The sequence below is a fragment of the Microbulbifer sp. THAF38 genome (genome assembly GCF_009363535.1).
Classification (GTDB): Bacteria; Pseudomonadota; Gammaproteobacteria; order Pseudomonadales; family Cellvibrionaceae; genus Microbulbifer.
This window is the reverse complement of sequence record NZ_CP045369.1, coordinates 1-25,915: the sequence shown is the minus strand read 5'-3', so window position 1 is coordinate 25,915 and position 25,915 is coordinate 1. Positions and strand designations below refer to the sequence as shown.

Genomic DNA, 25,915 nt, shown 5'->3' with positions numbered 1-25,915 from the left:
CGCTATAATTGCGTCCCTTTGCCCACAGCAGATACTGATCCGGAGATAGCGGTGTCCAAGCAATACGATCTCAGTACCTTCCAGGGACTTATTTTTGCCCTGCAGGATTATTGGGCGCGCCAAGGGTGCGTCATTCTACAGCCTCTGGATATGGAAGTGGGCGCCGGCACCTTTCATCCAGCCACCTTCCTGCGCGCCATAGGCCCGGAAAACTGGAACGCGGCCTATGTGCAGCCCTGCCGCCGCCCCACCGATGGCCGCTACGGCGAAAACCCCAACCGCCTGCAGCACTACTACCAATACCAGGTAGTGATGAAGCCGTCCCCGGACAATATCCAGGAATTGTACCTCGACAGCCTGCGCGCCATGGGCGTAGACCCGGCCATCCACGATATCCGCTTCGTGGAAGACAACTGGGAATCCCCAACCCTGGGCGCCTGGGGCCTCGGCTGGGAAGTTTGGCTGAACGGTATGGAAGTTACCCAGTTCACCTACTTCCAGCAGGTGGGCGGCCTCGAGTGCTACCCGGTTACCGGCGAGATCACCTATGGTCTCGAGCGTATCGCGATGTACCTGCAAGGGGTTGAGTCCATCTACGACCTGGTGTGGACCCGCAACCCGGACGGCAGCCCCGTTACCTACGGCGACGTTTTCCACCAGAACGAAGTGGAAATGTCCCACTACAACTTTGAACACGCCGATGTCGAATTCCTGTTTGCCACCTTCGATCACTGCGAGCGCGAGAGCACGCGCCTGATCGAACTGGGCCTACCGCTACCCGCTTACGAGCAGGTCATGAAAGCCTCCCACGCTTTCAACCTGTTAGACGCGCGCCACGCCATCTCGGTTACTGAGCGCCAGCGCTATATCCTGCGTGTGCGTACCCTGGCCCGTGCCGTGGCACAGGCCTACTACGATGCGCGCCGCGCCTTAGGTTTCCCCCTGGCAGACGAGGCACTGCGAGCGGATATTCTGGCGGAAAACATCGAGCAAGAGGAGAAGCAGTAATGGCTCAGGATTTTCTGGTAGAGCTGGGTACCGAAGAGCTGCCACCCAAGGCGTTGCACAAATTAATGAACGCCTTCGCCGATGGCATTACCCAAGGCCTCAAGGGCGCTGAGTTATCTTTTGGCGAAGTGAAATCCTACGCCGCCCCACGCCGCCTGGCAGTCGCTGTGTTCGGCTTGGCCGACAAGCAGCAGGACAAACAAATTGAAAAGCTGGGCCCGGCCGTTAAAGCCGCCTTCGACAAAGAGGGCAAGCCCAGTAAAGCCGCGGAAGGTTTCGCCCGCAGCAACGGTGTAACCGTTGAAGAATTGGGACGCAAGGAAACTGACAAAGGCGAGCGCCTGGCTTTTATCAGCGAACAAAAAGGCGCTGAAACCGAATCCCTGTTGGCAGACATCGTCGAGAAAGCCCTGGCTCAGCTACCTATCCCCAAGCGCATGCGCTGGGGGGCGCGCCGTGAAGAATTCGTGCGCCCAGTGCATTGGCTGGTCATGCTGTTCGGCAACAAGGTGGTGGATGGCGAAGTACTCGGCTTAAAAGCCGGTAAAACCAGCCGTGGTCACCGCTTCCACTGCAATCGCGAACTGGAAATCCACTCCGCCCACGACTATGCACAGGTTCTGCGCGAACCCGGCTATGTAATGGCAGATTTCGCCGAACGTCGCGAAGCCATTCGCGCTCAAGTTATTGCTGAATCCAATAACGTCAATGGTGAAGCGGTCATCGACGACGACCTGCTCGACGAAGTGACTGCACTGGTGGAGTGGCCTGTCGCCCTCACCGGCCGCTTCGAAGAGCGCTTCCTGGAAGTGCCCGCTGAGGCCCTGATCTCCTCCATGAAGGAGCACCAGAAATATTTCCATGTGGTAGATGAAGATGGCCAGTTACTGCCTTTCTTTATCACCGTGTCCAATATCGAGAGCCAGGATGCCGCCCAGGTTATCCACGGCAATGAGCGGGTAATCCGTCCACGCCTGGCGGATGCCGCCTTCTTCTTTGAGACCGACAAGAAGACCAGCCTGGAATCGCGCCGTGAAAAATTGCGCCAAATCGTTTTCCAGCAACACCTGGGCAGCGTCTACGACAAGACCGAGCGGGTAGCTGCCCTGGCGCGCACCATCGCCGAGAAAACCGGAAGTAACGGCGACTGGGCCGAGCGCGCCGGCCGCCTGTGCAAGTCGGACCTGGTTACCGAAATGGTGTTCGAGTTTGCCGATATGCAGGGCATCGCCGGTTACTACTACGCCGAAAACGACGGCGAGCCGTTGGATGTGGCCAAGGCCATGTACGAGCAGTACATGCCCAAGTTTGCCGGTGACGAACTGCCCGCCAGCGACACGGGTACCGCTATCGCCCTGGCAGACCGCCTGGATACTTTGGTGGGCATCTTCGGTATCGGCCAGCCCCCCAGCGGCTCCCGCGATCCTTTCGCCCTGCGCCGTGCCAGCCTGGGCATCATCCGCATTCTGGTAGAGAAGCGTCTCGACCTGGACCTGCGCGAATTGCTGGAACTGGCCCGCGACAACTACCCGCGCACCGCCCTGGGCGAATACGACAAGGTGGTAGAGCAAACTCTGCAATACGTACTGGACCGCTTCCGCGCCCGCTATGAGGACCAGGGTATCGCCACCGAGGTATTTATGTCGGTTGCCGCGCGCAAGCTATCGCGCCCGCTGGATATCGATAATCGCGTACACGCGGTGAACGCCTTTAGCCAGCTGCCGGAGTCCGGTGCCTTGGCAGCAGCGAATAAGCGCGTTTCCAATATCCTCGCCAAGCTCGATGGCGCGGTGCCCAACAGTGTCGATGAAGCGCTTCTGCAGGAAGAAGCGGAGAAAGCACTGTTCGCCGCTGTTCAGGTTGCCCGCACAGAAGTGGAACCGCTGTATAGCGATGCGCTCTTCGCCGAAGGCCTCGCCGGTCTGGCGGGACTGCGCGAAACCGTGGATAACTTCTTCGACCATGTGATGGTGATGAGCGACGACGAGCAACTGCGCAACAACCGCCTGGCCCTACTGGCCCAGCTGCGCGCACTGTTCCTCGAAGTTGCCGACATCTCCCTGTTGGTTCCCGCCAAGTAATGGCTACTTGAACCGGGGCTCTGCGCCCCGGTTCAGCGACACAGGCGAATCCACATGGCAATAATTCTTCTCGGCCGCGATGGGGTCATCAACCAAAACCCCGACCAGTTCGTGAAATCCGCAGAGGAGTGGCAGCCCCTGCCCGGCAGTATTGAGGCACTGGCTGCGCTCAGTCAGGCCGGCCACCAACTGGTGATAGCCACCAACCAGAGCGGCCTGGCCCTGGGCCAGTTTGACCTGGATGACTTGGAGGCGATACACGCCAAGATGCGTTCCCTGGTAGAGGATGCGGGCGGAGAAATTGCTGCGATTTTCTATTGCCCCCATGGGCCCGAGGACAACTGCCGCTGCCGCAAGCCCCAGGCCGGCCTGCTCGATGCCATCGAGGCGGAATTCGACACCAGCCTGCACGGCTGTTATCTGCTTGGCGATAAACTGGCCGATCTACAGCTAGCGTTGGTGAAAGGGTGCAAGCCGGTACTGGTTAAAACCGGTGCAGGCGCAGAAACTCTGCAGCAGCTGGTCGAGAGCCCCGATCCGCGTCTGGCGGAAACCGCTGTGTTTGAAGACTTAGCTGGTTTCAGCCAATTTCTAGTGGGCCACTGAGCCCACTGATCCTCCCCTTTCCAGCCTTCTAGATTTAACGGGTTTTTTCCAAGGGCCTGTGAAAAACATCATCAGGAACCCTCTCCGCTACAGCACCACCGCGCATTTGTGACTTACGTTTTTTTCTTTCTCGCCAGTTAGCAAAAATAGTACAAAACAATGACTATGGCGCCAGTTCATTGAGTCCTGCGACACATTACTTTAAAAGCGAGTGACAGGTCGGACGGCTTTATCCCAGTGAAAGCGTGTTCTGCCAAACCAAGGATGGCGTGTTGGGTGTCAGTGACAATGGATAAACAGCGCACTTTCTCTCCCACTTCTACCCGCCTGTAAAAATAAAAAAATGGGACAATTCAATGAAACGAAAAATAATTGCCTCGCTTATTGCGGGCCTGCTGTGCTCGAGCAGTAGTTTCGCAGCCACGGTGGCAGACACTCTCACCCCCGAAATCCAAAAGAATAAAAAGGTCTATATCGTACAGCTCGATGGCGAACCACTTTCCGTCTACAGCGGCACAGTCGCGGGCCTCTCCAGCGCTAAATCCAACGTACGCCGCAAAGCTGACCCCCGCAGCAGCAGCTATCGCCACTACTCCGATTTCCTCAAAACACGTCGCCAGCAGGTGCTCTCTGCCGTGCCCGGCGCACGCAAAGTGCACGAATACAAGGCGGCCTTTAATGGCTTTGCCGCGGTTATGAGTGAAAAGGAAGCCGAAGCACTGCGCAGCCATAAAGATGTGAAAGGTGTCTGGGAAGACCGCCTGCTGAAGATGCACACCGATTCCACTGCAGATTTCCTCGGCCTGACGAATACACCCAGTCCCTGGCTCTGGGGTATCACCGGGGAGGATGTGGTGGTGGGTGTCATCGACTCGGGTATCCACCCGGAACACCCGAGCCTGATGGACATACCAACGCCGCGTCAGGGTAATCGTGGAGCCAACATTTCCTACGGTCCGGTGCCTGAATCCTTTATCGGTGAGGGCTGTGAGTTCGGCAACACCGACTTTAACCCCGGTGACGCCGCCTTTACCTGTAACAACAAGCTGATCAAGGCCAAGTCTTTCTCTGACGCCTTCCTCTCCAACAAGACTCTGGCGGATTACGAGTTTCTGTCCGCACGGGATGCGGACGGGCACGGCACCCACACCGCCACCACTGCCGCAGGCAACTACGGTGTAGTGACCCCCGACGGGAAAACCCTGACCGGTATGGCGCCGCGCGCCCGTATCGCGGCCTATAAGGTGTGCTGGGATGCCCCAGACCCGGACGATAGCGGCTGCTCCTCAGCGGACTCCATGGCGGCCATTGATGAAGCCGTGGCCGACGGTGTGGATGTCATCAACTTCTCGGTGGGTGGCTCCAGTACCGTTTTCACCGGTGCCGATGAGATCGCCTTCCTGTTTGCCGCCGATGCCGGTGTTTTTGTTGCCACCTCCGCCGGCAACAATGGCCCAGGCCCACAAACGATGGGCACGCCTTCCGGTGTCCCCTGGATTACCGCGGTGGCGGCTGCCGAGGACGACCAGAGCTTCGGCACGGCCCTGCAGGTGGATGCCCCTGAGGCAGTTGTGGGCACCTACGATGCCCGTGAAGGCAACGGCCCGGTAACGATGGAAGATGCGGGTCTGTTATCGGTACCTGTTGTTGCGGGTGCCCCCCTGGAGGCCTGCTCCGCACTCACCAATTCAGAGGCCATTGCAGGCAAAATCGCCCTGGTGAAGCGTGGTGGTTGCTCCTTCAGCACTAAATACAACAATGCCGCAGATGCAGGCGCAGTGGCCATTGTTGTATACAACGACGGCACCGCCGTGGACCGTATGGACCCGATCGTTATGTCGGCGCCCAACACCACCATCCCCGGTGTGATGATTCGCCATGCCGATGGTGCCATGCTGGTTGAAAGTGCCGAGGTCACGGGTACTCTCGATCCAGAGCTGAAGATATCCCGTGAAGACCGCATCGCCAGCTTCTCCTCCCGCGGCCACAACGTGGGCGCGCCGGATATTATCAAGCCGGATGTGGCGGCACCGGGCGTAGGTATTCTCGCCGGTACCTCGCCAGTACTGAGTGGTGGCAGCCTGTTCGCCGCCAAAAATGGCACCTCCATGGCGAGCCCCCATGTCGCCGGTATTATGGCTCTGTTAAAACAGGCCCATCCGGACTGGAGCCCGGCAATGGCCAAATCTGCGCTGATGAGTACGGCGCGCACCGACCTGCAAAAATCCTTCGGACCCGAAGCCGCTGACCCCTTCGATATTGGCGCAGGCGCCATAGTACCCGCTGCCGCTTTCGATCCCGGTCTGGTCTATGACGCCGGTCTCAACGACTATCTGGCCTTCCTCTGTGGTGCGGAAAATCAGCCTCAGATTCTGGAAACTTCCACCTGTGAGGGACTGGTTTCCGCTGGCTATTCCCTGGATTCCAGCGATCTCAACCTGCCATCAATCGGCATCGGGGAATTGGTGGGCACGCAAACCATCAAGCGCCGAGTCACCAGCGTCGGCCGCGGCCAGAGATGGTATTGGGCTTCTATAGAGGCACCCGAAGGGGTCGAGGTCAGTGTTAACCCCAGAACCCTGCGCCTTAGAGAGGGAGATAGCGCCGAGTTTGAGGTCACCTTTACGGTGACCGAGGAAGCGGCCATGAACGAGTGGGTATTTGGCGAGCTGAGCTGGAAATCCGTTGGTTTACGCCAGGAAGTACGCAGTCCCATCGCCGTGCGCCCGGTTCCGCTATCCACGGTTCAGAAGGTCAGCGCGGATGGCAGCGATGGCACCGTAAGCTTGCCCGTGCAGTTTGGTTATAACGGCAACTATCAGGTGGATATCAACGGCCTGGCGGAAGGCGCACCTTTCCCCGGTAGCGTTGAGGATGGAGAAAATCAGCTGATTTTCTTCGATATTCCAGAGGGTACCGAATTGGCCCGGGTAGCCCTGTTCGATGCGGATGTGGGCGATGGTAGTGGCAGCGACGACCTGGACTTACAAGTCTATGGCCCCGGCCCCGACTTTCCAGAAGTGGGCACCAGCGGCTCACCAACCTCTGCCGAGTCTGTTGATCTGCTCAATCCCACTGCCGGCCAATACGCTGTGTATGTGGTGGATTACGCCTCTGCAGAGGGCCCCACCCCATTCACTCTGTTTAACTTCAACCTGAGCGGGAACAGCGGCAATACTCAGCTCACCGCTCCGTCTCAGGCGCATATAAACAGCAGTGGCACTATCGACCTGGAGTGGATAGGTCTCACTCCCGGTACTCGTGCCCTGGGGATTCTCAGCCACGGTAATGGTGAGGCTGTATTTAGCGAAACCGAGATTATGGTGAATACCCAGTAGAGAGCCATTCCCTCCACCGATTGGCAGACGGGGGGAGTTTTTAGGAACCGGCCGAGACTAATGTCTCGGCCGGTTTTTTATTTACAACCTAATTTATCCTGCTGTCGAATAAAAGCTTCAGCAATATCCATAGAGATACGACCAAAGTCCCAAAAGATTTTTGTTTTACGATTGATATTTAGGGCCACTGACAAGTTGTGATCCGGTATTACCATCAACCAACTTTGACTGCCGCGGCTGACGCCACCATGATTAGCATGGCGCACAATTCCCAAAGACGGAATTTCTTGTTCACGGTACCGCCAACCCAACGCATAGTGCTGCTCGTTCACTTCTCCATTGGCAAGCTTTTGCGGTGTCCAAAAAGCTTCTCGGGTTTCAGCAGCTAAAAAATTGTCGTCGAGATAGTGTGCACCCAGCTTTACCAGATCCGTAGGTGTGGAAATAAAACCACCACCCGGTAGACGATGACTTAAATCCACCGGTCGCCATTCACGTAGGCGAAGTTCGTCGCCGCTTAACCCATTACTCTTATAGAAACGGGCAATATTTCTTTCCATATTGCCATTTAATGGAGAGATCCCAGTATTTTTCATTCCGGCAGGAATAAAGACCTCGTCTTCCATCACGTCCAAATAACTTTTTTGCTCTGCACCAGCCAAAACCGCCCCTAGAAGAACGGTTCCCAAGGTGCTGTAATAAAAATTTGAGCCTGGCTGGAACAACAATTCACTACTGTCAAAAATTTCCAGAGCCTGATACATACTGTCGTAATGACGGTCCAGGGCCAGTGTTTTATACAACCCCAGCCAATCAGAATTCTTCTTATAATGTGGTAAGCCCGACATATGTGAGGCCAGCTGGCGTGGGGTGATCTCTGCCCACTCTTGATTGGGTAATGCTTCCAAATAGTGAGTTATTGATTTATCAAGATCAATACTCCCCTTCTGTACCAAACGCGCGAGAGCTGTTCCAGTCAGAGCCTTGGAAGTACTACCAATACGAAAACGTGTTTCAGTGGTAACAGGTATTTGCTTTTCCAGGTCTGCCCATCCAGATGCGCCAGCCCAGACAAGCTTGCCACAAGCCGAAACTGCCGCAGAGATTGCTGGAGAACCAATCTCCTGGCGATGCGTCTCAATGACTTTAAGTGATTGATCTGCTGCCTCTTTTAGATCATGTCGGTAGATCTTGTGTGTCGATGGTGCCTCGGTGGCCAGCGCCTGCCAACCAAATGGGCTGAGTGGTAACGCATCCAGAGACCAGGCATAAAATTGATAAACCGGCCACAATAAATAGCCAATACAAGACAGCAGGGCAAAGATACCCAGCACAAATTTTTTATTTTTCATTTAATCTATCTCTTAAGTTCCTAGTTCCCTAAGACTCTAAGCCATGTCTACACGAGTTAACCGTTATCACGTACCCAAAAATTTTGGACCTAGGATTATTACGCTGCAGCTTTTGGAAAAAGAGACACACTTACGACGAATTCTGACATTGCACTGCTAAAGCAATCTAAAAATGCCTTTCAAATACTGTAACTTTTCATCTTTTTTCGTTGAAAAAGAAATCTTTCAAAAATTATTAAAAGGCCAATAAATTATTGAATTCACAGTTGAACGAAGTCGAACCCGCAATAGTATTTTCCCGATGGATTATGAGTTTGATTTTTTCAATTTTTTAATGAAAACGCCGGCGAAATTCACTGGGGAGTATACCTTTATGTCTACGAAACGTGCGTCTCAATTGCTCCTGGGATTGAAAGCCACATAGGCAGGCTATTTTTTCCTGAGACAAGGTTTGCTCAGACAACAATTGGCAGGCTTTTTCCACACGGATATTTTCAACAAAGCGCGCCGGAGTCACTCCCAGCTCCTTGAGAAAACAGCGGGAAAAATTGCGTGGACTCATCGCAGATTCCTGAGCCAATTTTTCTACTGTGAGAGACTGATCCAAGTTTTGGTAAATCCACTCCACAAGTCTGGCAAAGCGATCACTCTGTTGCTGATTCATCAAGTGACTGCTGTATTGCCGCTGTCCGCCATCCCGCTTGAGGTAGAGCACCATTAGTTTGGCGATTGCCAGTGCCAAACTACGCCCGTGATCCTCCTCGACTAACGCCAGAGCGAGATCAATGCCCGCGGTAATACCGGCCGAGGTATAAATATGATCATCGCACACATAAATAGCATCAGGGTCTACCTCAATACCGGCAAACTGCCGTAGCTCATCCACATTTGCCCAATGGGTAGTTGCTTTATGACCTGCCAGCACCCCTGCTTTAGCCAAAATCAGAGCACCGTTACATATAGAGCCCATTCGCTTAACCAGCTGTTTTTGATCGCACAGCCAGCCGAGGATGTCTGGTTCGGAGTAGAGGTTCTTATAACTTCCAGGCGGCCCACCACTCACCAATAGGGTGTGGATATCTTTCGCCTCACGATATCCACAATCCGCATACAGCTTTACACCAGTGCCCATCTGTACCGGCCCGGATTCTTCAGCCAACAACTGGATACTGTAAAAGTCAGAAGGATAGCGCCCCTCCTCGCGGAGAAGATGATTAGCCAGTGCAAAAACCTCCAGTGGCCCAGTCACATCCAAGCTGGAAGCGCCCGGATAGATAAACATGGCAATTTGAATAGACTGGTCCTGGGTCAATTTCATTGATAGAGTTTTCCACAACGCCAACGAGGCAAAATTTGATCTTGGCGGTAAATTCTGCCGATTAATTCGCACTTTACCAACCATTTCTGCTAAATACCCTTAGTCCTGCAGAGGTTGTGACTAGATTCATTAACGAGGCCACACCCTGTTTGTGAGCACTCACGTATCTTTCGTTCTGCCCAGCTTAACCGGATGTCTGCGCTCCCGGTGTTTATCCACAGAGTGATCTTTAAGCTAGTTATTCACACTTTTACCGCACTTTGCCCTTTGATCACTTAATATCGAGCAAGTTTATCCACACAGGCTCGAAATCCTTGACCTATCCATCGAGCCGCGCACAATTGCCTCCGCGAATCCCCCCAGCTTACGGAGACCCCAATTGGCGGAATTAATATTGAATCGCGGCGCAGAGCGCCGCTTAAAGCGCGGCCACCTGTGGATATACAGCAATGAGGTGGATACCAAGCGCTCCCCGCTGAAAGGCTTGGAAGCGGGGAGCCAGTGCCAGGTTCTCGATAGTCAGGGCAAACTTCTGGGCACTGCCTGGGTTAACCCCAGCCAATTGATCTGCGCCCGCCTAGTGAGCCGCAAGGACAATTTTTCCGAAGACGATATTAGTGAGCGCTTGCAAACTGCATTGCTACAGCGGCAACGCTACTTCGACCACCCCAGCTACCGTATGGTTTACGGAGACTCCGATGCCCTACCGGGGCTGGTCGTTGATCGCTTTAACGATCACCTGGTGGTACAGGTCAGCAACTGGGGCATGGATCACTACCAACAGGTGGTTGTGGATAAGTTAATCGAGCTGACTCAACCCAAGGGAATTCTGCTGCGCAATGATCACCAGGGCCGCGCGGTTGAGGATATGCCACTCGTTAACCAGATTGTTTACGGAGAAGTGCCCGAACTAGTGCCCTTTGAAGAAAATGGCGTTCCGCTTTTGGCGCCGGTCCACCAAGGGCAAAAAACCGGTTGGTTTTACGATCACCGCGAAAATCGTCGCCTGTTAAACCGCTGGGTACGAGGGAAGCGTGTGTTGGACCTCTTCTCCTATGCCGGCGGCTGGGGAATCCAGACTCTGGCCAACGGTGCCTCCCACGCGGTGTGCGTAGATGCCTCGCAGCAGGCCCTGGACTGGTGCCAATTGAATGCACAGCACAACGGTTTTGCCGACAGGCTGGATACCGTGCAAGGTAAGGCGCTAGAGGTTCTGAAGGCCATGGTGGCCGAGGGCGAGAAGTTCGATGTCATAGTGCTCGACCCCCCCGCATTTATCAAAAGGCGCAAAGATCACAAGGCCGGCCTCGCCGCTTACCGCCACATTAACGAACTGGCTATGCGTTTACTGTCGCAGGATGGCTTGTTAGTAAGTGCTTCCTGCTCTATGCATTTACAATCGGATGAACTGCTCGACTGTGTACGCGGTGCGGCACACAAATTGGGCCGTAGAGCTTCAATACTCGCCAGCGGTGGCCAGGGCGCTGACCACCCCATTCATCCGGCAATTCCTGAGACCAACTACCTCAAGGCCCACTTTGCCCATCTGGGCGGCAGCCGCTGGTAGCGGGCATTTATTCGCTCTAAAAGAAACCCCGGCGAAGGCCGGGGTTTCTAATTGGCTGCTCTATCACCCAGTGGGATTAGAAAACGTATTTCATACCCAGTGTGGCGGTGCGCGGCCGGTTGGCGCGAGCACCATCGGGACTACGGCTGATTATCACCTGCTCATCAAACAGGTTATCCACTTTCAGGTAGCCGGTCAGGTCTGCGCTGAAATCGTAGTGCGCAGCGGCATCCACAACCCACAAAGACTCTGTGTAATCAAATTTATCGGTATTCCCCTGATTACAACCGGTGTGCACACACATCTCATCCTGGTAAGCCGCGGTCAGGTTTAAACGCCAGGCGGCACCGCTGTCGAGGCCGGCAGATACGGCAAAAACATTTTCCGGCAGGTATTCGAGATTATCGCCGGCAAGCAGATCCTCACCGTCACTGTCTTCACTGATTTCTGCGTCAGTAAAGGTGTAGGTAGCACGCACCGGTAATACCCAACCGTTTGCGAGTGCCCACTCACTTCCAAAGGTCGCTTCCAGCCCTTTGATCTCTGCTTCACCCAACTGGTAGGTACCACTCTCGGCACCATTGGGGCATTTCACCGCCACCGAGCAGTTTTGCAAAGCATTCTCATAGTCACTGTAGAAGGCGATCAATTCCGCATTCAGGCTGCCGTTATCGAAGCGAGCGCCCCATTCATAGTTTGTGGATAACTCCGGACCCTGGCCATCGGCTGCACCGGCACCGGGAGGGGCGAAGCCACGGTGCACACCTGCCAGCAGGCTCCACTGTTCGCTAGCCTGGTAAACAAGCCCCAAACCGGGCAGCCACTCATCCACCTGATTGGAGCGGTAACTGCCCTTCTCGTTACGCTCGGCGTCGTTATAGCGCTGCTGTTCGGTCTCTATATCCTCATAGCGAAGAACAGCAGTGAGAGTTAGCTTATCGTTCAGCTGGATATCGTCGTAGATAAAGAACGAAGTTGCCTCAGCTTCTTCAATTCGGTTATTGCTGCTTTCTTTGGCGGTATCGGGAATATCTGTGCTCAGATACACCAATTTGCCATCCACCTGTTCATAGTTTTCCACAGGCTGGAACCTATCCACTTCGTCTTGGTGCTGGCGTACTCCAAAGGTCAGCTCATGGCTAACGGAAGCGGTGTTAAAGCGCCAATCGGCACTAATCTGCAAACCCTTAGCCTCGTACTCACGGTTGTTGTGCTTAACGCCAAAGGCGTAATCCTCGGTGCCATCCAATACCGCCTGTGGGTCTAGAACTCCGTCAACACTGCCACCGTTATTAACAGCATCTATCAAGTCACCCTCGCTGACCTTGAACCAGTCGCGCTTAAACTTGTTGTAGTAAGCCTGGGTATGCAGGGTAAAGCTGCCACTCAGTTCGATGCTGTGGTTCAGCTGGATAGTGCTGTGGCGATTTTGCATTTCATCCAGGGCACTGATTCCGTAGCGGCGGTTCGGATCTCTCTTAAAGTCGGCATCCGTCAGGCCCAGATAACTCATGCCAGACTCCTCTTCGGAGTACTGCAGCTTGATATCCAACTGCTGGCGATAGGTCGCATCCGCATCGGACTGTAGGCGACCTTTCAGCAGGTAGTCTTCTTTAGCGATATCCGCGCTGCCAGCGCGATCAATTTCGCGAAAACCGTCAGCATACTGTTGCTGGGTCTCCAGCAGCCAGCCGGTAGTTTCTGTACTGGTGCCGTAGTGAGCGTGCAGGCGGGTCTCACCGTATTCACCGGCCTCCAGCTGCACCATCCCTTGGCTGGAAGTGGGAATAGGTGTGCTCAACATATTTACCGCACCACCCACAGTAAACGGGCCGTATTGCAAGGCAGCTGGGCCTTTTAGTACTTCAATGGCATCCATGCGGCCGGCACTCGGGAAATAATACGCTTCCGGCGCCGAGTAAGGGGCCGGAGCCACCAATACACCATCTTCCATCAGGGAAATTTTGGCGGAACGCCCACCCTGGGCACCGCGGATACCAATATTCGGGCGCAGGCCGTAGCCATCCTCTTCCAGGATGTAGACCCCCGGAACCGAGCGCATCATGCGGTTGATATCCACAAACTCGAATTCTGCCAGTTCTTCGGCATCGACCAGATGCGCGGAGCCCGGCAGCTTGGAGATGGAGTCGGAATTACCAATAACGGATACGCTTTCCAAACGCTCCTCAGCGTGACTAGGAACTGCCGTGGCAGCCGCCAGGGCAATAGCCATTGGCGACAGGAAAAATCTCTTCATGAACCCTCCAATGAATCTATGTAATTTGTAATTGTTTTTATTAATAAGAATGATTCTATTTTACTACTCGCGACTGGGGGACATCACAGAACATTTTTTTGTTTTTTGGCGCCTTTACTAGGAATAAACCTCTTAAATATTGGTTTCTATCCTAAGAGCAGGATGTTTCCTAGGATCTACTCTACGGGCTGACTAGCATTGGGCTCATCTATCTACTTTGGGAATGCCCATGATTCGAAAGGCAGAGCTCAAAGAGTTGGATAGGCTGGAACAGCTCTGGCTACATGCGGTGACACATTCACACCCATCACTGCCTCGTCAGTTCTGGTTACAGCGCCGTGGTGAGTTCCGCAGAGACTGCCACCGATCCAACCAATGCCTGGTGTTTACCGGCCGCCACAGCGCTGTCGCCGAGGCTTTTATTACCCTGGTGGACACTGACAAGATCGCCCACTTGTGTGTTAGTCCCCTTTTTACCGGTTGTGGAATTGGCGCTAGCTTGCTTAAGGCTGTGGCCGTCGGACGCAAGCAGCTCCAGGCTCAGGTATATCGTGAAAATCTGCGCACGCGGTATTTCCTGCAAAAGCATGGTTTTGTAGAAACCCGTCGCGGTTACAACGCTGAGTACGGACAACATCAGATTTTAATGTCTTGCAAAGGGACCCCGCCTTGAGCCATATCTTACTCACAGGGGGGAAAACCACTACTTATAACCGAAACTTATTGATTCACTCCTTTTTATTGTTTCTACGCGACAAACTATCCGGGTAGCATGCCTTTCATCCTAGTTTTCCTACGCGCTGATTTTTATGGGACAGAACGCTTCCAGTCATACCCTGCAGTCCACGAGCGACCGCTTCTTTCATCACGATGCTGACTTGGCATCTATGAATCAGACTTTCGCTGCGGCTAAACCCAGCGAAATCATGCAGTTCACCATGGACAAAGCCCAGAACCCGGTGGTCTTTACCAATTTCCGCCCCCTCGCTGTGGCTTTCCTTCACTTGGTGACCAGGGCCAAGCCGGATATTCCGGTTATCTGGGTGGATCACGGCTACAACACCCCGGAGACCTACCGCCACATAGAAAATGTGGTGGAACGGCTTAACCTCAATCTGCGCACCTATTCTCCAAAGATGTCTGCGGCCCACTACAACGCCGTCCACGGTGGTATTCCGCCCCTGGATACTCCCGAGCACGACTTTTTCTCGCGTACAGTGAAACTGGAGCCGTTTAACCGCGCCATGCAGGAACTGAAGCCAGATGTATGGCTCAACGGCATTCGCCACGATCAGAATGCCCATCGCAAAAACCTGGATATTTTTACCCAGGGGAATCACGGCACCATTCGAGTAGCGCCAATGTTCCACCTGAAGGAGATCGATGTAGAGGAGTACGTTTACGAAAACGAACTGCCCGATAATGATGTGTATTTCGACCCGACCAAGGGCGAGGAACACCGTGAGTGTGGGTTATTGCTGGAAAAGTAATGAACTGATGCCCAGCGATAACCTTTCCACACGTGCTACCTGCTATTAGCTATGATCGCTAATTGGCCGGTCTGATGCTCATTAGGGGGAACGAATGATTGTTTCCCCTTCTGCATAGAGTTCGCAGCGATCTTTCACCCGTAGTTGCGCTCTCTGTTCTTCACAGGCCTGTAGGGCTAGCTGGTTTGCTTCTGTTTGACTGGCAACATTATCGATATACCCCACCACAAAGGCCCCTCGATAATCCAGAGCCATTGCCAGCGCTTTATTTTCCGACAAGAACTGGTAATCCTTCATGAGTTGCCCTAGGCCGCTCACCTCTTCGCTATTGTCTGTGAAAGCACTGTCTGTAAAAGGTAATGTCTCCCGGTTAAGGTCCCTTATCATTGATTCGAAATGTTCCCGGGACTCTGAGCGTGTAATTTGCATCAAAAGGGGCTGGGAGACGCGGGAGAATCTTTCAACGTCTCGATTTAGATAGAGTTCATGAGCATACCACCAGGCAATATTGATATCCCTCGGAGCACGCAGGTAGGCCTGCTCCAACATGTTTACATACTTGGGTCGTGGATAACCTAATACCTGCATCGTAATTGCCAGTTCATGCCAATAGGCCGGCACGTCACCCTCAGCATTAACCAGCTCAACATAACTATCGCGGATCTTTTTAAATTCTGGGACGTTGATTTCTTTTTCTTGATCAAGCGCCTCATGAAGCGCAACCATTGCAGTGGCTTCCAGATACCAGGTTTCAGCCTGATATTTATCTTCTATATTTCCAAGTATCTCGCGGGCTGAAGAATAATTTTTCTCCTTCGCCTCGGCAAGCGACAGTGCTGACATCAGCTCAGGACTTATCAGTCCCTTTTTTTCAGCATAAGCAATATAATTTCTAAGCCGCAAGAGAGGGGAAGAAAATTTTCTTTTCTGGATCAACGGAAATCGTTGCTCATGTCGTGCAGCAGATCTTTTGATAGCCTTACCTGGCTCTATCACCCCAGAACACAGTTGTTTTAGAAAGAATTCGGGACGAGTTGCTGCAAAGCTACAGTGTAACTGGAGATAGACCTGATCCAATTCCCCCATACAAACAAGTCCCTATAGCCCAGATTGGGAACCTGGTGGTAGTTCGTCAGTACTTTCAGGTGCACCTGCCCATTCGAGAGGAACAATGGGTGATTTTAAGTGCTTACAGTGTAGAAAGGAGTGGGTAGGTTATGAGTTTTGCGACGCCAATTGAGGCATTTGCGGCCATCACTTGTTCAGTCGTTTCGTAGCAAAAACTCCAACTCGAGATTAATTCAGGGCTCACTGATTAAATCCATCTCGCATTTTTACTCAGAGCCTTCACCTCTTTGAAAATTCAGCTCGCCAAGTCTTAAGCTCCTCAATATCAGACCTCAATTCTGCTTCTTCAGGGATTAGAATGGGAGCTTCCTGCGATTGACTATGTTCGAAACAAGAATATTTGGTCATGAGGCGGTCTATAAGTTGGCAGTCTTCTTGTTGGATTTTAGGTAGCTTAGTAAGCCTCCCATCTGTTGTTACACTACGTCGATGCCGCTTTACAACTTCATTCAATAAATCATCTTCGACAGTTCTTTCCAATAGCTTGCGAAAATCGCTACATATCCCCTGAGCTAGTTGGCGATACATTTCAGCACTTTCTGCCTTTTTTGCCGCATTTAAACGACCCAGTAGTATATTGTCCGCCTTTTTGGTTTTTGCATTCCATGTTGCCTGCTCAGCTGGGTGTCCGGCTGCACCAAAGTACGCTTCGATACACATTTGTTGGAAGTGCTGTTTTTTCCACTCATCACCCATTTTTTTGGCAACATCTTCCATCGCCCCAAACAGTGAAAGGCGATGTGTGAATACGATTACTTGTCGCTCTTTGGCCAACTCAGCTAGTCGTTTTGCCACATGCCATTCGTACTCATGATCAAGAGACGAAATTGGGTCGTCGAACACGAAGGTTGAAGATTGTGGTTTATTAACAACATCAGCTAGAAATGCCGCGAGCGATATAATCCGGCGCTCTCCCTCGCTTAAAACCTCATGTGGCAAAGCTTTATTATTTGTAGCCCCCTTCAAACACAATCGGTGAAGTGAAATACCTCGGCTCGTTCTGGACTTTATGAGTTGAACTCGGATATGTGACGCTCCCATTTTTTTGAGCTCGTCGTTAAACCGCATTTCATAAGCTTTTGTGACAAACTGCTCCGCGACATCTCCGGCCTTTCTTGAAATCCGTCCTGGGTTGACCAACCCTTTCCAGCTATCATAAGTTTCTACTTCCCTGAGCCTGGCAATTTCCGAAGTTACTGCAGCTTCTTGATGAGCAATCCATCTCTTAGCTTCTAGGGCGAGGAGCTGCTCTTCCGCTTTTTCTCTATCAAACTCTTGTGCATCTTTTTCACACTGTTCTGCCTCACCTTGTAATTGCTGGCCATATTTTTCGAGCATGGCTATCGCATCCGTAGCGTCAGCAACCTCAGTGGCCAGTCCTTGTTTCTCATGGTCAATAAGGTGTTTTTTGGCAAGACTTGCGGTCGCCCAAAATTCTTGGAGATACTTATTCCATCTATCCGAAGTTAAATCCGCTGCGATGCATAATGTTTCAATTTCCTCTTGGGAAGGTGCCTTCGGGAGACGGTTTAAAGCATCTTGATAAAGTCCCTCAGCTTTTTTTGCTGCAGATTCCAGCTCGCCTTGTACAAACTTTTCAAACTCCTGCAATCTAGTTTGAGCGTCCGCTGAAAGGTTCTGCTGGCAAAGTACACATTTCGCTCCGTCATCAGTCTGAGGGAAGGCGCCCGTAGGATATGCAGTCTTTGAATAAGTCCTAGCTGCCTCCCACATTGCATGCCAAGTGACGCTCCCAACACCGTCCAATTGAGCTGAACCAACCTTTGCTGCTTCATCTGCAATCTTTCGCTTCTCGTTTGCTATGGTGCGGCGGGCTCTAATATCCTCAATATTTGCTGTTTTATATGCAGACAAGCCTAGCTTGAGATCTTGGATAATTTTTTCTATCCGCGCCTTCGTATCACGCTTTCTCTTGGCTAACGCTTTAGGATCAGCCGATTTCAATCGTTCTTTGATGGATTCAAGGCGACTTTGATGTTCTTCAGACCAGGTAAGTAACAGTTTTAAAGCGTCATCACTTATATGGGCGTGCAGCGATTGGTATTGCTTGCCAGGACCTGTTCTCAGGAAATTTGGGGGAAGATTTGGGAGTTTCCGAGTTAACTGATTCTGTTCTTTCTGCAGTAGGTCTTTTATCTGATCACAGACCGTAGCCAATGATTCAAACAACTTTACCAATGGTGGTATGTAAGATGCGGCACTCTCTTCGGTGAGATAGCCGATAGCTACTTCACTATCAAATATATCGATTGCTCGAAGGTTTTCTATCGGTGCCCCATTTACCAGCCAATCTATAGTGGATAGCTCCCCATTCATTGAAAATGAGACCTGACAGTGCTTCGCTAATGGAGTCGCATTAAAGACGTTCGCCTTTAGGGGAGTCGCGCTCGGCTTTCCGCTTATTATTTTAAGAATACGTGTATAGCTGGATTTCCCGGAACCATTGTGGCCATAGAGAATGGTTAGATTTCCCTCTCCAAAGTTGAGAGGGACATTTGGGGATAGGTTTTCGATTCCTGAGACGCCGCTGATTTGGTGAAGTCTCAGCTCAGTATCGTGATCATTGGCGGCAACCAAGCTGTCAAACACTCGATGTTTAGTTACGGAGCGCCCTTCAGGGGTCTTAAGCAGCGAGCAAATGACTTGCAAGTCGGAAGCAAGCAAATTCCCCTGCTTAAGAAGTCTGTCTGCAGCTTCCTGAAGCCAATCTTGCTGCTCTAAGAGCCAATTTCGGATTACTTCTTGTACAGTCTCCATAGACGTTTTATTTTTACTCTTCCTAAGTCTATATATCTAAAGATATTCCAACTCCAAGCTCCGCCCACCTGCAAAAACTTCGGCCTGAATTAACAAAAAGCCTCACGCTACCCCCGGCTGCTTTCTGTCCTTGGGCTGAAATCTCATTTCCAACAAATTTTGGCAGCTCCCTGCAAGTGTAGAAATTTGCGATTCTTGAACTGAGGTACCTATTTTCAGCTATAAGTCATCCATATCTAAGCTTTAGGTTTTACTCCCTCGTCGCAACAATTGTGAGATGAGGGAGCAATCGTCTGAGACTTTCGGGCGAATCTTCTGAGACCCGACAGAGAGTCAGGAGATTAAACGTCCAAATTCTCCACTGCCAAGGCATTGCTCTCGATAAAGTCGCGGCGCGGCTCTACCTGATCGCCCATCAGGGTGGTAAAGATCTGGTCTGCAGCAATGGCATCCTCAACGGTGACCTGCAGCATACGGCGGCTCTCAGGGTCCATAGTGGTCTCCCACAGCTGCTCGGGGTTCATCTCACCCAAGCCCTTATAGCGCTGGATACCGTAACCACGGCGGCTCTCGCCCATCAACCAGTCCATTACCTCAGGGAAACTGCCGACGGCATGTTGTTTCTCACCGCGCTGGATAAAGGCGCCCTCTTCCAACAAGCCCACCATTTTCTCACCCAGTGCACAGATAGAGGTGTACTCAGCGGAATCGAAGAACTCGTGGTTGATCAGATAGTCGCTGCCGACGCCGTGAGCCACTATGTGGATATGTGGCAGGAATAGCCCGCGCTCGGTATTTTCCTGCACGGTCACTTCGTGGCGACGGGTTCCACCGCTCTCCTCATCGGCGAGCTTTTCCTGTAGCTGAGCACACCATTCAGCCACCTTCTCCTGGGATTGCAGATCCTCTTGAGAGAGGCTCGGCAGGTAGATCATGCTGCGCAGCACTTCTTCTGGATAGAGGCGGGACAGGCGATCAATAGTGGCCAGCACGCTGCGGTACTCGCCTACCAGGCTCTCCAGGGAAGCGCCAGATAGCCCAGGAGCATCCGGGTTTACAAACAGTGTGGCGCCTTCCAGAGCGGCATTGGTAAGGAACTGGGTCAGGGCGCCCTCATCCTTCAAGTACTGCTCCTGCTTGCCCTTGGAGATCTTGTACAGCGGCGGCTGGGCGATATAGATATGGCCGCGCTCAATCAACTCCGGCATCTGGCGGAAGAAGAAGGTCAGCAGCAGTGTGCGAATATGGGCACCGTCCACATCCGCATCGGTCATGATGATGATGCTGTGGTAGCGCAGCTTGTCCGGGTTGAACTCGCTCTTGCCGATACCACAACCCAGCGCGGTAATCAGGGTGCCCACCTCGGCACTGGAGAGCATCTTGTCGAAGCGCGCTTTTTCCACGTTGAGGATCTTGCCCTTCAGCGGCAAGATCGCCTGGGTGCGGCGGTCGCGACCCTGTTTGGCAGAACCACCGGCGGAGTCACCCTCCACCAGGTAAATTTCAGATAGTGCTGGGTCTTTCTGCTGGCAGTCAGCCAGTTTGCCGGGCAGACCGGCGATATCCAGGGCGCCCTTGCGGCGGGTCATCTCACGCGCCTTGCGCGCCGCCTCACGGGCTTTTGCCGCATCGATCATCTTGGTAACGACGGACTTGGCTTCCTGGGGATTCTCCAGTAGGTAGTCACTGAAGTGCTGTCCCATCTCCTGTTCAACAGCGGGCTTCACCTCGGAGGAAACCAGCTTGTCTTTGGTCTGCGAGGAGAACTTGGGGTCCGGCACTTTAACGGAAATAATCGCGGTAAGACCTTCGCGGGCATCATCACCTGTGGTGTTGACCTTATCCTTCTTGCCCAGGCCTTCACGCTCGATATAGGTATTCAGACCGCGCGTCAGCGCCGCGCGGAATCCCGCCAGGTGGGTGCCGCCATCGCGCTGGGGAATATTGTTGGTGTAACAGAAGATGCTTTCCTGGAAACTGTCATTCCACTGTAGAGCCACTTCTACGGCAATGCCGTCTTCACGCTGGCTTTGGAAGTGCAGCGCCTTATTGATGGGAGTTTTATTCTGGTTGAGAAACTCAACAAAGGCACTCAAACCACCCTCGTATTCGTAAATCTCCTCTTTACCGCTACGCTCATCTTTCAGCACGATTCGCACACCAGAATTCAGGAAGGACAACTCGCGCAGGCGCTTAGCCAGTACATCAAAGTGGAATTCGATATTGCTAAAGGTATCGGCAGAGGGCTTGAAATGCACCGTGGTGCCAGTGGTATCGCTATCACCCACCACTTCCAATGGCGCCTGGGGCACACCGTGATGGTAGGTTTGCTCGTGGATTTTGCCTCCACGGCGGATGGTCAACTTCAGCTCTCTGGAAAGCGCATTCACTACCGACACACCCACGCCGTGCAGACCACCGGATACCTTATAGGTATTGTCGTCGAACTTACCACCGGCATGCAGCACGGTCATAATCACTTCTGCGGCGGAAACGCCTTCTTCCGAGTGAATTTCTGTGGGAATACCCCGACCATTATCAGAGACGGAGATCGACTCATCTGGATGGATAGTTACGCGAATCTCGTCGCAATGGCCAGCCAGTGCTTCGTCGATGGAGTTGTCGACCACCTCGAAAACCATATGATGCAGGCCGGTGCCATCGTCGGTATCACCGATATACATTCCGGGGCGCTTGCGCACCGCATCCAGGCCTTTAAGTACCTTGATACTGCTCGAGTCATAGCTTTGCTGCTCTGACATTTATTCGCTCCATTCAACTTATTGTGCGGCCGATGCCTCGGCGCTGATATTCCCATGTTCCACGTGGAACACTTTTGGGCAATTCCAAGGGGCTTCGAGCTGTCGCCAGGGGCGGCTCGTAGTGCCCTCATCTATTCCGGTTACCAGTACCTGGCTGGCACAACGGCCAACCCACTGGGCAAAAACTTGTTGATTGTGATCATCCAACTCCGCCGGCAAGTCGTCCACAAGGAACACCGGTTTCTCCCGGTGGCGACACACCAGTTGCGCCATAGCCGTGCGTACGGCGCATACCAGCATCTTTTGCTGGCCTCGCGACAAAACATTGTGTGCTGGCTCACCTGCTACGGTAAATCGGAGATCGGCTCTATGAGGCCCCGTGCGGGTATGCCCCTGATTGAGATCCCCTTCCCGGGACTCCCTCAGTGCCTCAGCCAGAGCAATTTCCTTACGCCAACCCCGCCGGAAACTGATATCTACACGATTCAACAGGCTCTGTGGTAATTCATCCAGCAAGGAAGTCACGGCTGCTTGTAACTCCTGAAATTGGCCACGGCGCAGGGTGTCCACCCTCTCGCCGCTCTGGGCCAATTGATGCTCCCAAATCCCAATCGCATCCGCGTCGATTTTACCACGTCGCAACAGGGCATTTCGCTGCTTCAATGCGATTTGATAGTTTTTCCACTCCTGGGCAAAGAGATGTTCCACGTGGAACACTGTCCAATCCAGGAGTCGCCTGCGTACCCCTGGCCCTCCATCCAGAGCGGCGAAACTATCACTATTAATCAGTTGCAAAGGTAAACAGTTTGCCAGTTGTGAGCTGGACTCCGCCGCGGCCTGATTGATACGCACACGACCACCACCATCGGCCAGGCGTTCGACACCAAGGTTGAAGCCCGTATCCAACTGGGTAAAAACTGTGAGCCCCGAATGATCATGCCGGATAACCGATTTGTGCTGGCGAGATCGAAAGGAGCGACCGGTAGCCAACATATGGACAGCTTCAAGGATGGAGGTCTTGCCGCTGCCATTGACGCCACAAAACAGGTTCACCCCCGTATCCAAAAACAGGTCGGCGCGGGAGATGTTGCGAAAATTGGAAATGAGAAGGCGGCTCAGTGCCATGAACCCTTCCGCTTGTTAGCCGGGGAAATTCCCGCGGTGAAATCCAGATAAAATACCAGATAAAATAAAGGGACCGCTTGTTGATGATGCAAAGCGGTCCCTTCCCGTTTGTGAGCCAAGTGCTGGTTAGCCAGACTTACAGGCGCATCGGCATAATCACATAGAGGGCGTCACCGTCCTCCGGTTGCTGCAGCAAAGCACTACTGTTGGCATCCGCCAGGCTGATGCGAATCTGGTCGCTATGAATAGCACCGGTAACGTCGAGCAGATAGGAAACGTTGAAGCCAATTTCCATAGGCTCACCCACGTAATCCACCATCATTTGCTCTTCTGCCTCCTCCTGCTCGGGATTGTTGGCCACAATCTGCAACAGCCCTTCGGAGACCTGCAAGCGCACCCCACGGTATTTCTCATTGGAGAGAATCGCCGCGCGGGAGAAAGCCTGACGCAAGCCCTGGCGATCGGCATAAACCACATTACCCGCACCCCGTGGTAGAACGCGATCGTAATCCGGGAATTTTCCATCCACCAGTTTGGAGGTGAAGGTGAATTGGCCACTCATTACACGGATATGATTGTTGCCTAATACCACCTGCGCCTGCACGTCGGTGTCTTCCAGCAGGCGGCCCAATTCCAGCACCCCCTTGCGCGGTACAATCGCCTGGATCGACTCTGAGACATTCAAGCCCGGTGCATCGCGATCACACAGGGCCAGGCGGTGCCCGTCCGTTGCAACCGCACGCAACTGCTGTGGGCGACATTCCAACAACAGGCCATTCAGGTAGTAGCGCACGTCCTGCTGGGCCATGGCAAAGCTGGTGGCCTCGATCAGGCGTCGAATCTCGCGCTGGGAGATATCGAAACGGGTCTGGGCGCTGGCCTCCTCCTGATTGGGGAAGTCCGCTGCGGGTAGAGTCGATAACTGAAAACGGCTGCGACCGCTGCGCAATACCAGGCGCTCACCGTCGCGCTCAAACTTTAGTTCGGCGCCATCAGGCAGTGAGCGACAGATATCCAGTAACTTGCGTGCTGGGACGGTGACTTCGCCTTCCATCTCCACGCCGTCCACCGGCAGGCGGCCGACAATCTCCACTTCGAGATCTGTACCGGTCAGAGACAACTCCTGACCTTGTAATTGCATCAATACATTGGCCAGGACCGGTAGGGTCTGGCGCTTCTCAACGACACCGGCTACCAGTTGTAGGGGCTTCAGCAGGGCGTCCCGGCTCACATTGAATTTCATCGGTAGTTTCGCCTTGTTTGTCAGTTATTCGATTAAGTGGTCAACGACCGTGTCAGTAACTTTACGTCCTCGCGGATATCCGCGTCAGACTCCTGCAATTCGCGAATTTTACGGCAGGCGTGCAAAACCGTGGTGTGGTCTCGCCCGCCAAAAGCATCGCCAATCTCCGGCAAACTGTGGTTGGTCAACTCTTTGGCCAGAGACATGGCCACCTGGCGCGGACGCGCCACAGAGCGGCTGCGGCGCTTGGACAACAGGTCGGCCACCTTGATCTTGTAGTATTCGGCTACCACACGCTGGATATTATCTACGCTCACCAGGCGGTCCTGCAGAGCGAGGAGATCCTTGAGCGCCTCGCGCACCAACACATCGTCAATGGCGCGGCCAGTAAACTGGGCGTTGGCAATCACCCGGCGCAGAGCGCCCTCCAGCTCGCGCACATTGGAGCGAATTCGCTGGGCGATAAAGAAAGCGGAATCGTGCGGCAGCTCAACACCAAATTGCTCCGCTTTCTTCATTAATATGGCTACGCGAGTTTCCAGTTCCGGCGGCTCCACCGCCACAGTGAGGCCCCAGCCAAAGCGGGACTTGAGACGCTCTTCCAGTCCATCGATCTCTTTCGGGTAGCGATCACAAGTGAGGATGATCTGCTGCCCCCCCTCAAGAAGCGCATTAAAGGTGTGGAAAAACTCTTCCTGGGAGCGCTCCTTGCCGGCAAAAAACTGGATGTCATCAATCAGCAGTGCATCCACTGAGCGGTAATAGCGCTTAAAGTCGCTGATGGCGTTGAGCTGTAGCGCCTTCACCATATCCGCAACAAAGCGCTCGGAGTGCAGGTAGACCACCTTGGCGTTGGGATTGCGCTCCAATAGCGCATTGCCCACCGCGTGCATCAAGTGTGTTTTACCGAGGCCCACGCCACCGTAAATAAAGAGTGGGTTATAGGCGCCACCGGGATTATCGGAGATTTGCTGGGCAGCGGCCAAGCCAAGCTGGTTAGACTTACCTTCGACAAAGGATTTGAAGGTGAAATTACGATTGAGGGAGCTGCCGTGTTTAATAGCGCCCTCAACCTCAACCTGACGCGCGGGCTGTTCCGGGATAGAACGCATCATGTCGTTCATTACCGCCGGGCGGATATCGGATACCGCCTGCTCACCCTTGCTCATTTGTCGGGAGTTTGTCTCCTCTTCCAGTGCCGGATGAGGATTGGCACCAGGATTGGTACCAGAATTACCACCAAAACCACCGCCCATTAGGGGCTGCGTGGGGACAGGAGCTGCAGGTGTCTCCACCTGGTTCATATACCCTTGGGAAGCCACAGGGGAGACCACTCCCGCTGGCGTAGAGGGGAAATCCACCGGGCTCGAAGAGGCGCTGTGCGCCATTGAAGGCACCACAGTATTAGAGGACGGTGCCGTTGGTGGCATGGATGTTGGCGCTGGTGCCGCCTCCATCGCAGAGCGGCTGCGTTGGAAACGCGCGGGACGTCGCGCTGTGATCTCCAATCCCACTTGTAGTGGCTGCTGCCCCGGAGAGAACTGATGTACAAGCTCGCGGATACGATGAAGGAATTTACCGCCAACCCAGTCCAGCACGAAGCGATTTGGTGCGACCAAGCGCAGCTCACCCTCCGCACACGCGGGATTGACACGCAGCGGCCTGATCCAGGTGTTGAACTGCTGAGATGGCAGCTCATCCTGTAAACAGCTCGCGCACTGCTTCCAAACGGATTCAGTCAAGAAACCCCCCAAAAACCCCAAAATGGTAAGACCACGGAGACAACGGCATGACAAGGCTGAAACGCCCGAGCCGTCAAATAAGATCGGCGCAGTATACCTTTCCATCGATGGGTTATCCAC

Annotated in this window: 16 protein-coding genes; 7 read left to right on the top strand and 9 right to left on the bottom strand. The window is 53.3% G+C overall.

The genetic code is table 11. The features are described 5' to 3' along the window. Nucleotides 1-51 precede the first annotated feature (51 nt). From glyQ to FIU95_RS00065, 4 genes are all read left to right on the top strand, one after another. Nucleotides 52-1,008 (top strand): glycine--tRNA ligase subunit alpha, encoded by a 957-nt coding sequence (gene glyQ / locus FIU95_RS00080; protein ID WP_152450306.1) that lies wholly within the window; start codon nucleotides 52-54, stop codon nucleotides 1,006-1,008. Then, nucleotides 1,008-3,089 carry a glycine--tRNA ligase subunit beta gene (glyS, locus tag FIU95_RS00075; protein WP_152450299.1) on the top strand — a complete coding sequence of 694 codons (2,082 nt, stop codon included), beginning with the start codon at nucleotides 1,008-1,010 and terminating at the stop codon, nucleotides 3,087-3,089. The genes glyQ and glyS overlap by 1 nt, the downstream gene beginning before the upstream one ends. Nucleotides 3,090-3,143: 54 nt before the next feature. Continuing rightward, a complete protein-coding gene (gene gmhB, locus FIU95_RS00070; protein WP_152450290.1) occupies nucleotides 3,144-3,695 on the top strand; it encodes a D-glycero-beta-D-manno-heptose 1,7-bisphosphate 7-phosphatase in 552 nt (183 codons plus the stop codon). Between the two features lie 356 nt (nucleotides 3,696-4,051). Further along, nucleotides 4,052-7,033 carry a S8 family serine peptidase gene (locus FIU95_RS00065; RefSeq protein WP_152450288.1) on the top strand — a complete coding sequence of 994 codons (2,982 nt, stop codon included), beginning with the start codon at nucleotides 4,052-4,054 and terminating at the stop codon, nucleotides 7,031-7,033. Nucleotides 7,034-7,110: 77 nt separating this feature from the next. On the opposite strand, the gene FIU95_RS00060 is transcribed toward FIU95_RS00065, so the two are convergent. Both FIU95_RS00060 and FIU95_RS00055 read right to left on the bottom strand, forming a co-directional pair. Continuing rightward, nucleotides 7,111-8,385: a serine hydrolase gene (locus FIU95_RS00060; protein WP_152450285.1), complete on the bottom strand. Its 1,275-nt coding sequence runs from the start codon at nucleotides 8,383-8,385 to the stop codon at nucleotides 7,111-7,113. Nucleotides 8,386-8,716: 331 nt separating this feature from the next. Beyond that, nucleotides 8,717-9,703 carry a GlxA family transcriptional regulator gene (locus tag FIU95_RS00055; protein ID WP_152450282.1) on the bottom strand — a complete coding sequence of 329 codons (987 nt, stop codon included), beginning with the start codon at nucleotides 9,701-9,703 and terminating at the stop codon, nucleotides 8,717-8,719. Between the two features lie 379 nt (nucleotides 9,704-10,082). Between FIU95_RS00055 and FIU95_RS00050 the strand changes: the two genes are divergently transcribed. Beyond that, nucleotides 10,083-11,270 (top strand): class I SAM-dependent rRNA methyltransferase, encoded by a 1,188-nt coding sequence (locus FIU95_RS00050; protein ID WP_152450280.1) that lies wholly within the window; start codon nucleotides 10,083-10,085, stop codon nucleotides 11,268-11,270. Nucleotides 11,271-11,346: 76 nt separating this feature from the next. Here the strand turns inward: FIU95_RS00050 and FIU95_RS00045 are convergent, their stop codons facing one another. Beyond that, nucleotides 11,347-13,527 carry a TonB-dependent receptor domain-containing protein gene (locus FIU95_RS00045; protein ID WP_152450278.1) on the bottom strand — a complete coding sequence of 727 codons (2,181 nt, stop codon included), beginning with the start codon at nucleotides 13,525-13,527 and terminating at the stop codon, nucleotides 11,347-11,349. 229 nt (nucleotides 13,528-13,756) lie between these two features. Between FIU95_RS00045 and FIU95_RS00040 the strand changes: the two genes are divergently transcribed. Beyond that, complete coding sequence (locus FIU95_RS00040; RefSeq protein ID WP_172975285.1) at nucleotides 13,757-14,200, top strand: GNAT family N-acetyltransferase; 444 nt, start codon at nucleotides 13,757-13,759, stop codon at nucleotides 14,198-14,200. A gap of 136 nt (nucleotides 14,201-14,336) precedes the next feature. Further along, nucleotides 14,337-15,017 (top strand): phosphoadenosine phosphosulfate reductase family protein, encoded by a 681-nt coding sequence (locus tag FIU95_RS00035; protein ID WP_152450275.1) that lies wholly within the window; start codon nucleotides 14,337-14,339, stop codon nucleotides 15,015-15,017. An 81-nt stretch (nucleotides 15,018-15,098) separates the two neighbouring features. On the opposite strand, the gene FIU95_RS00030 is transcribed toward FIU95_RS00035, so the two are convergent. From FIU95_RS00030 to dnaA, 6 genes are all read right to left on the bottom strand, one after another. Continuing rightward, nucleotides 15,099-16,103 (bottom strand): hypothetical protein, encoded by a 1,005-nt coding sequence (locus FIU95_RS00030; protein ID WP_152450273.1) that lies wholly within the window; start codon nucleotides 16,101-16,103, stop codon nucleotides 15,099-15,101. Nucleotides 16,104-16,364: 261 nt separating this feature from the next. Continuing rightward, nucleotides 16,365-18,923 (bottom strand): AAA family ATPase, encoded by a 2,559-nt coding sequence (locus FIU95_RS00025; protein WP_152450271.1) that lies wholly within the window; start codon nucleotides 18,921-18,923, stop codon nucleotides 16,365-16,367. 341 nt (nucleotides 18,924-19,264) lie between these two features. Further along, the gene (gene gyrB, locus FIU95_RS00020; RefSeq protein WP_152450269.1) at nucleotides 19,265-21,685 is read right to left on the bottom strand and encodes a DNA topoisomerase (ATP-hydrolyzing) subunit B; all 2,421 of its coding nucleotides are present in this window, start codon (nucleotides 21,683-21,685) and stop codon (nucleotides 19,265-19,267) included. Between the two features lie 18 nt (nucleotides 21,686-21,703). Then, the gene (gene recF, locus FIU95_RS00015; RefSeq protein ID WP_152450267.1) at nucleotides 21,704-22,810 is read right to left on the bottom strand and encodes a DNA replication/repair protein RecF; all 1,107 of its coding nucleotides are present in this window, start codon (nucleotides 22,808-22,810) and stop codon (nucleotides 21,704-21,706) included. Nucleotides 22,811-22,946: 136 nt separating this feature from the next. Beyond that, nucleotides 22,947-24,053, bottom strand: a complete 1,107-nt coding sequence (gene dnaN / locus FIU95_RS00010) for a DNA polymerase III subunit beta (protein ID WP_152450265.1) — start codon at nucleotides 24,051-24,053, stop codon at nucleotides 22,947-22,949. A 32-nt stretch (nucleotides 24,054-24,085) separates the two neighbouring features. After that, nucleotides 24,086-25,795 (bottom strand): chromosomal replication initiator protein DnaA, encoded by a 1,710-nt coding sequence (gene dnaA / locus FIU95_RS00005; protein ID WP_152450263.1) that lies wholly within the window; start codon nucleotides 25,793-25,795, stop codon nucleotides 24,086-24,088. Between the last annotated feature and the right edge of the window lie 120 nt (nucleotides 25,796-25,915).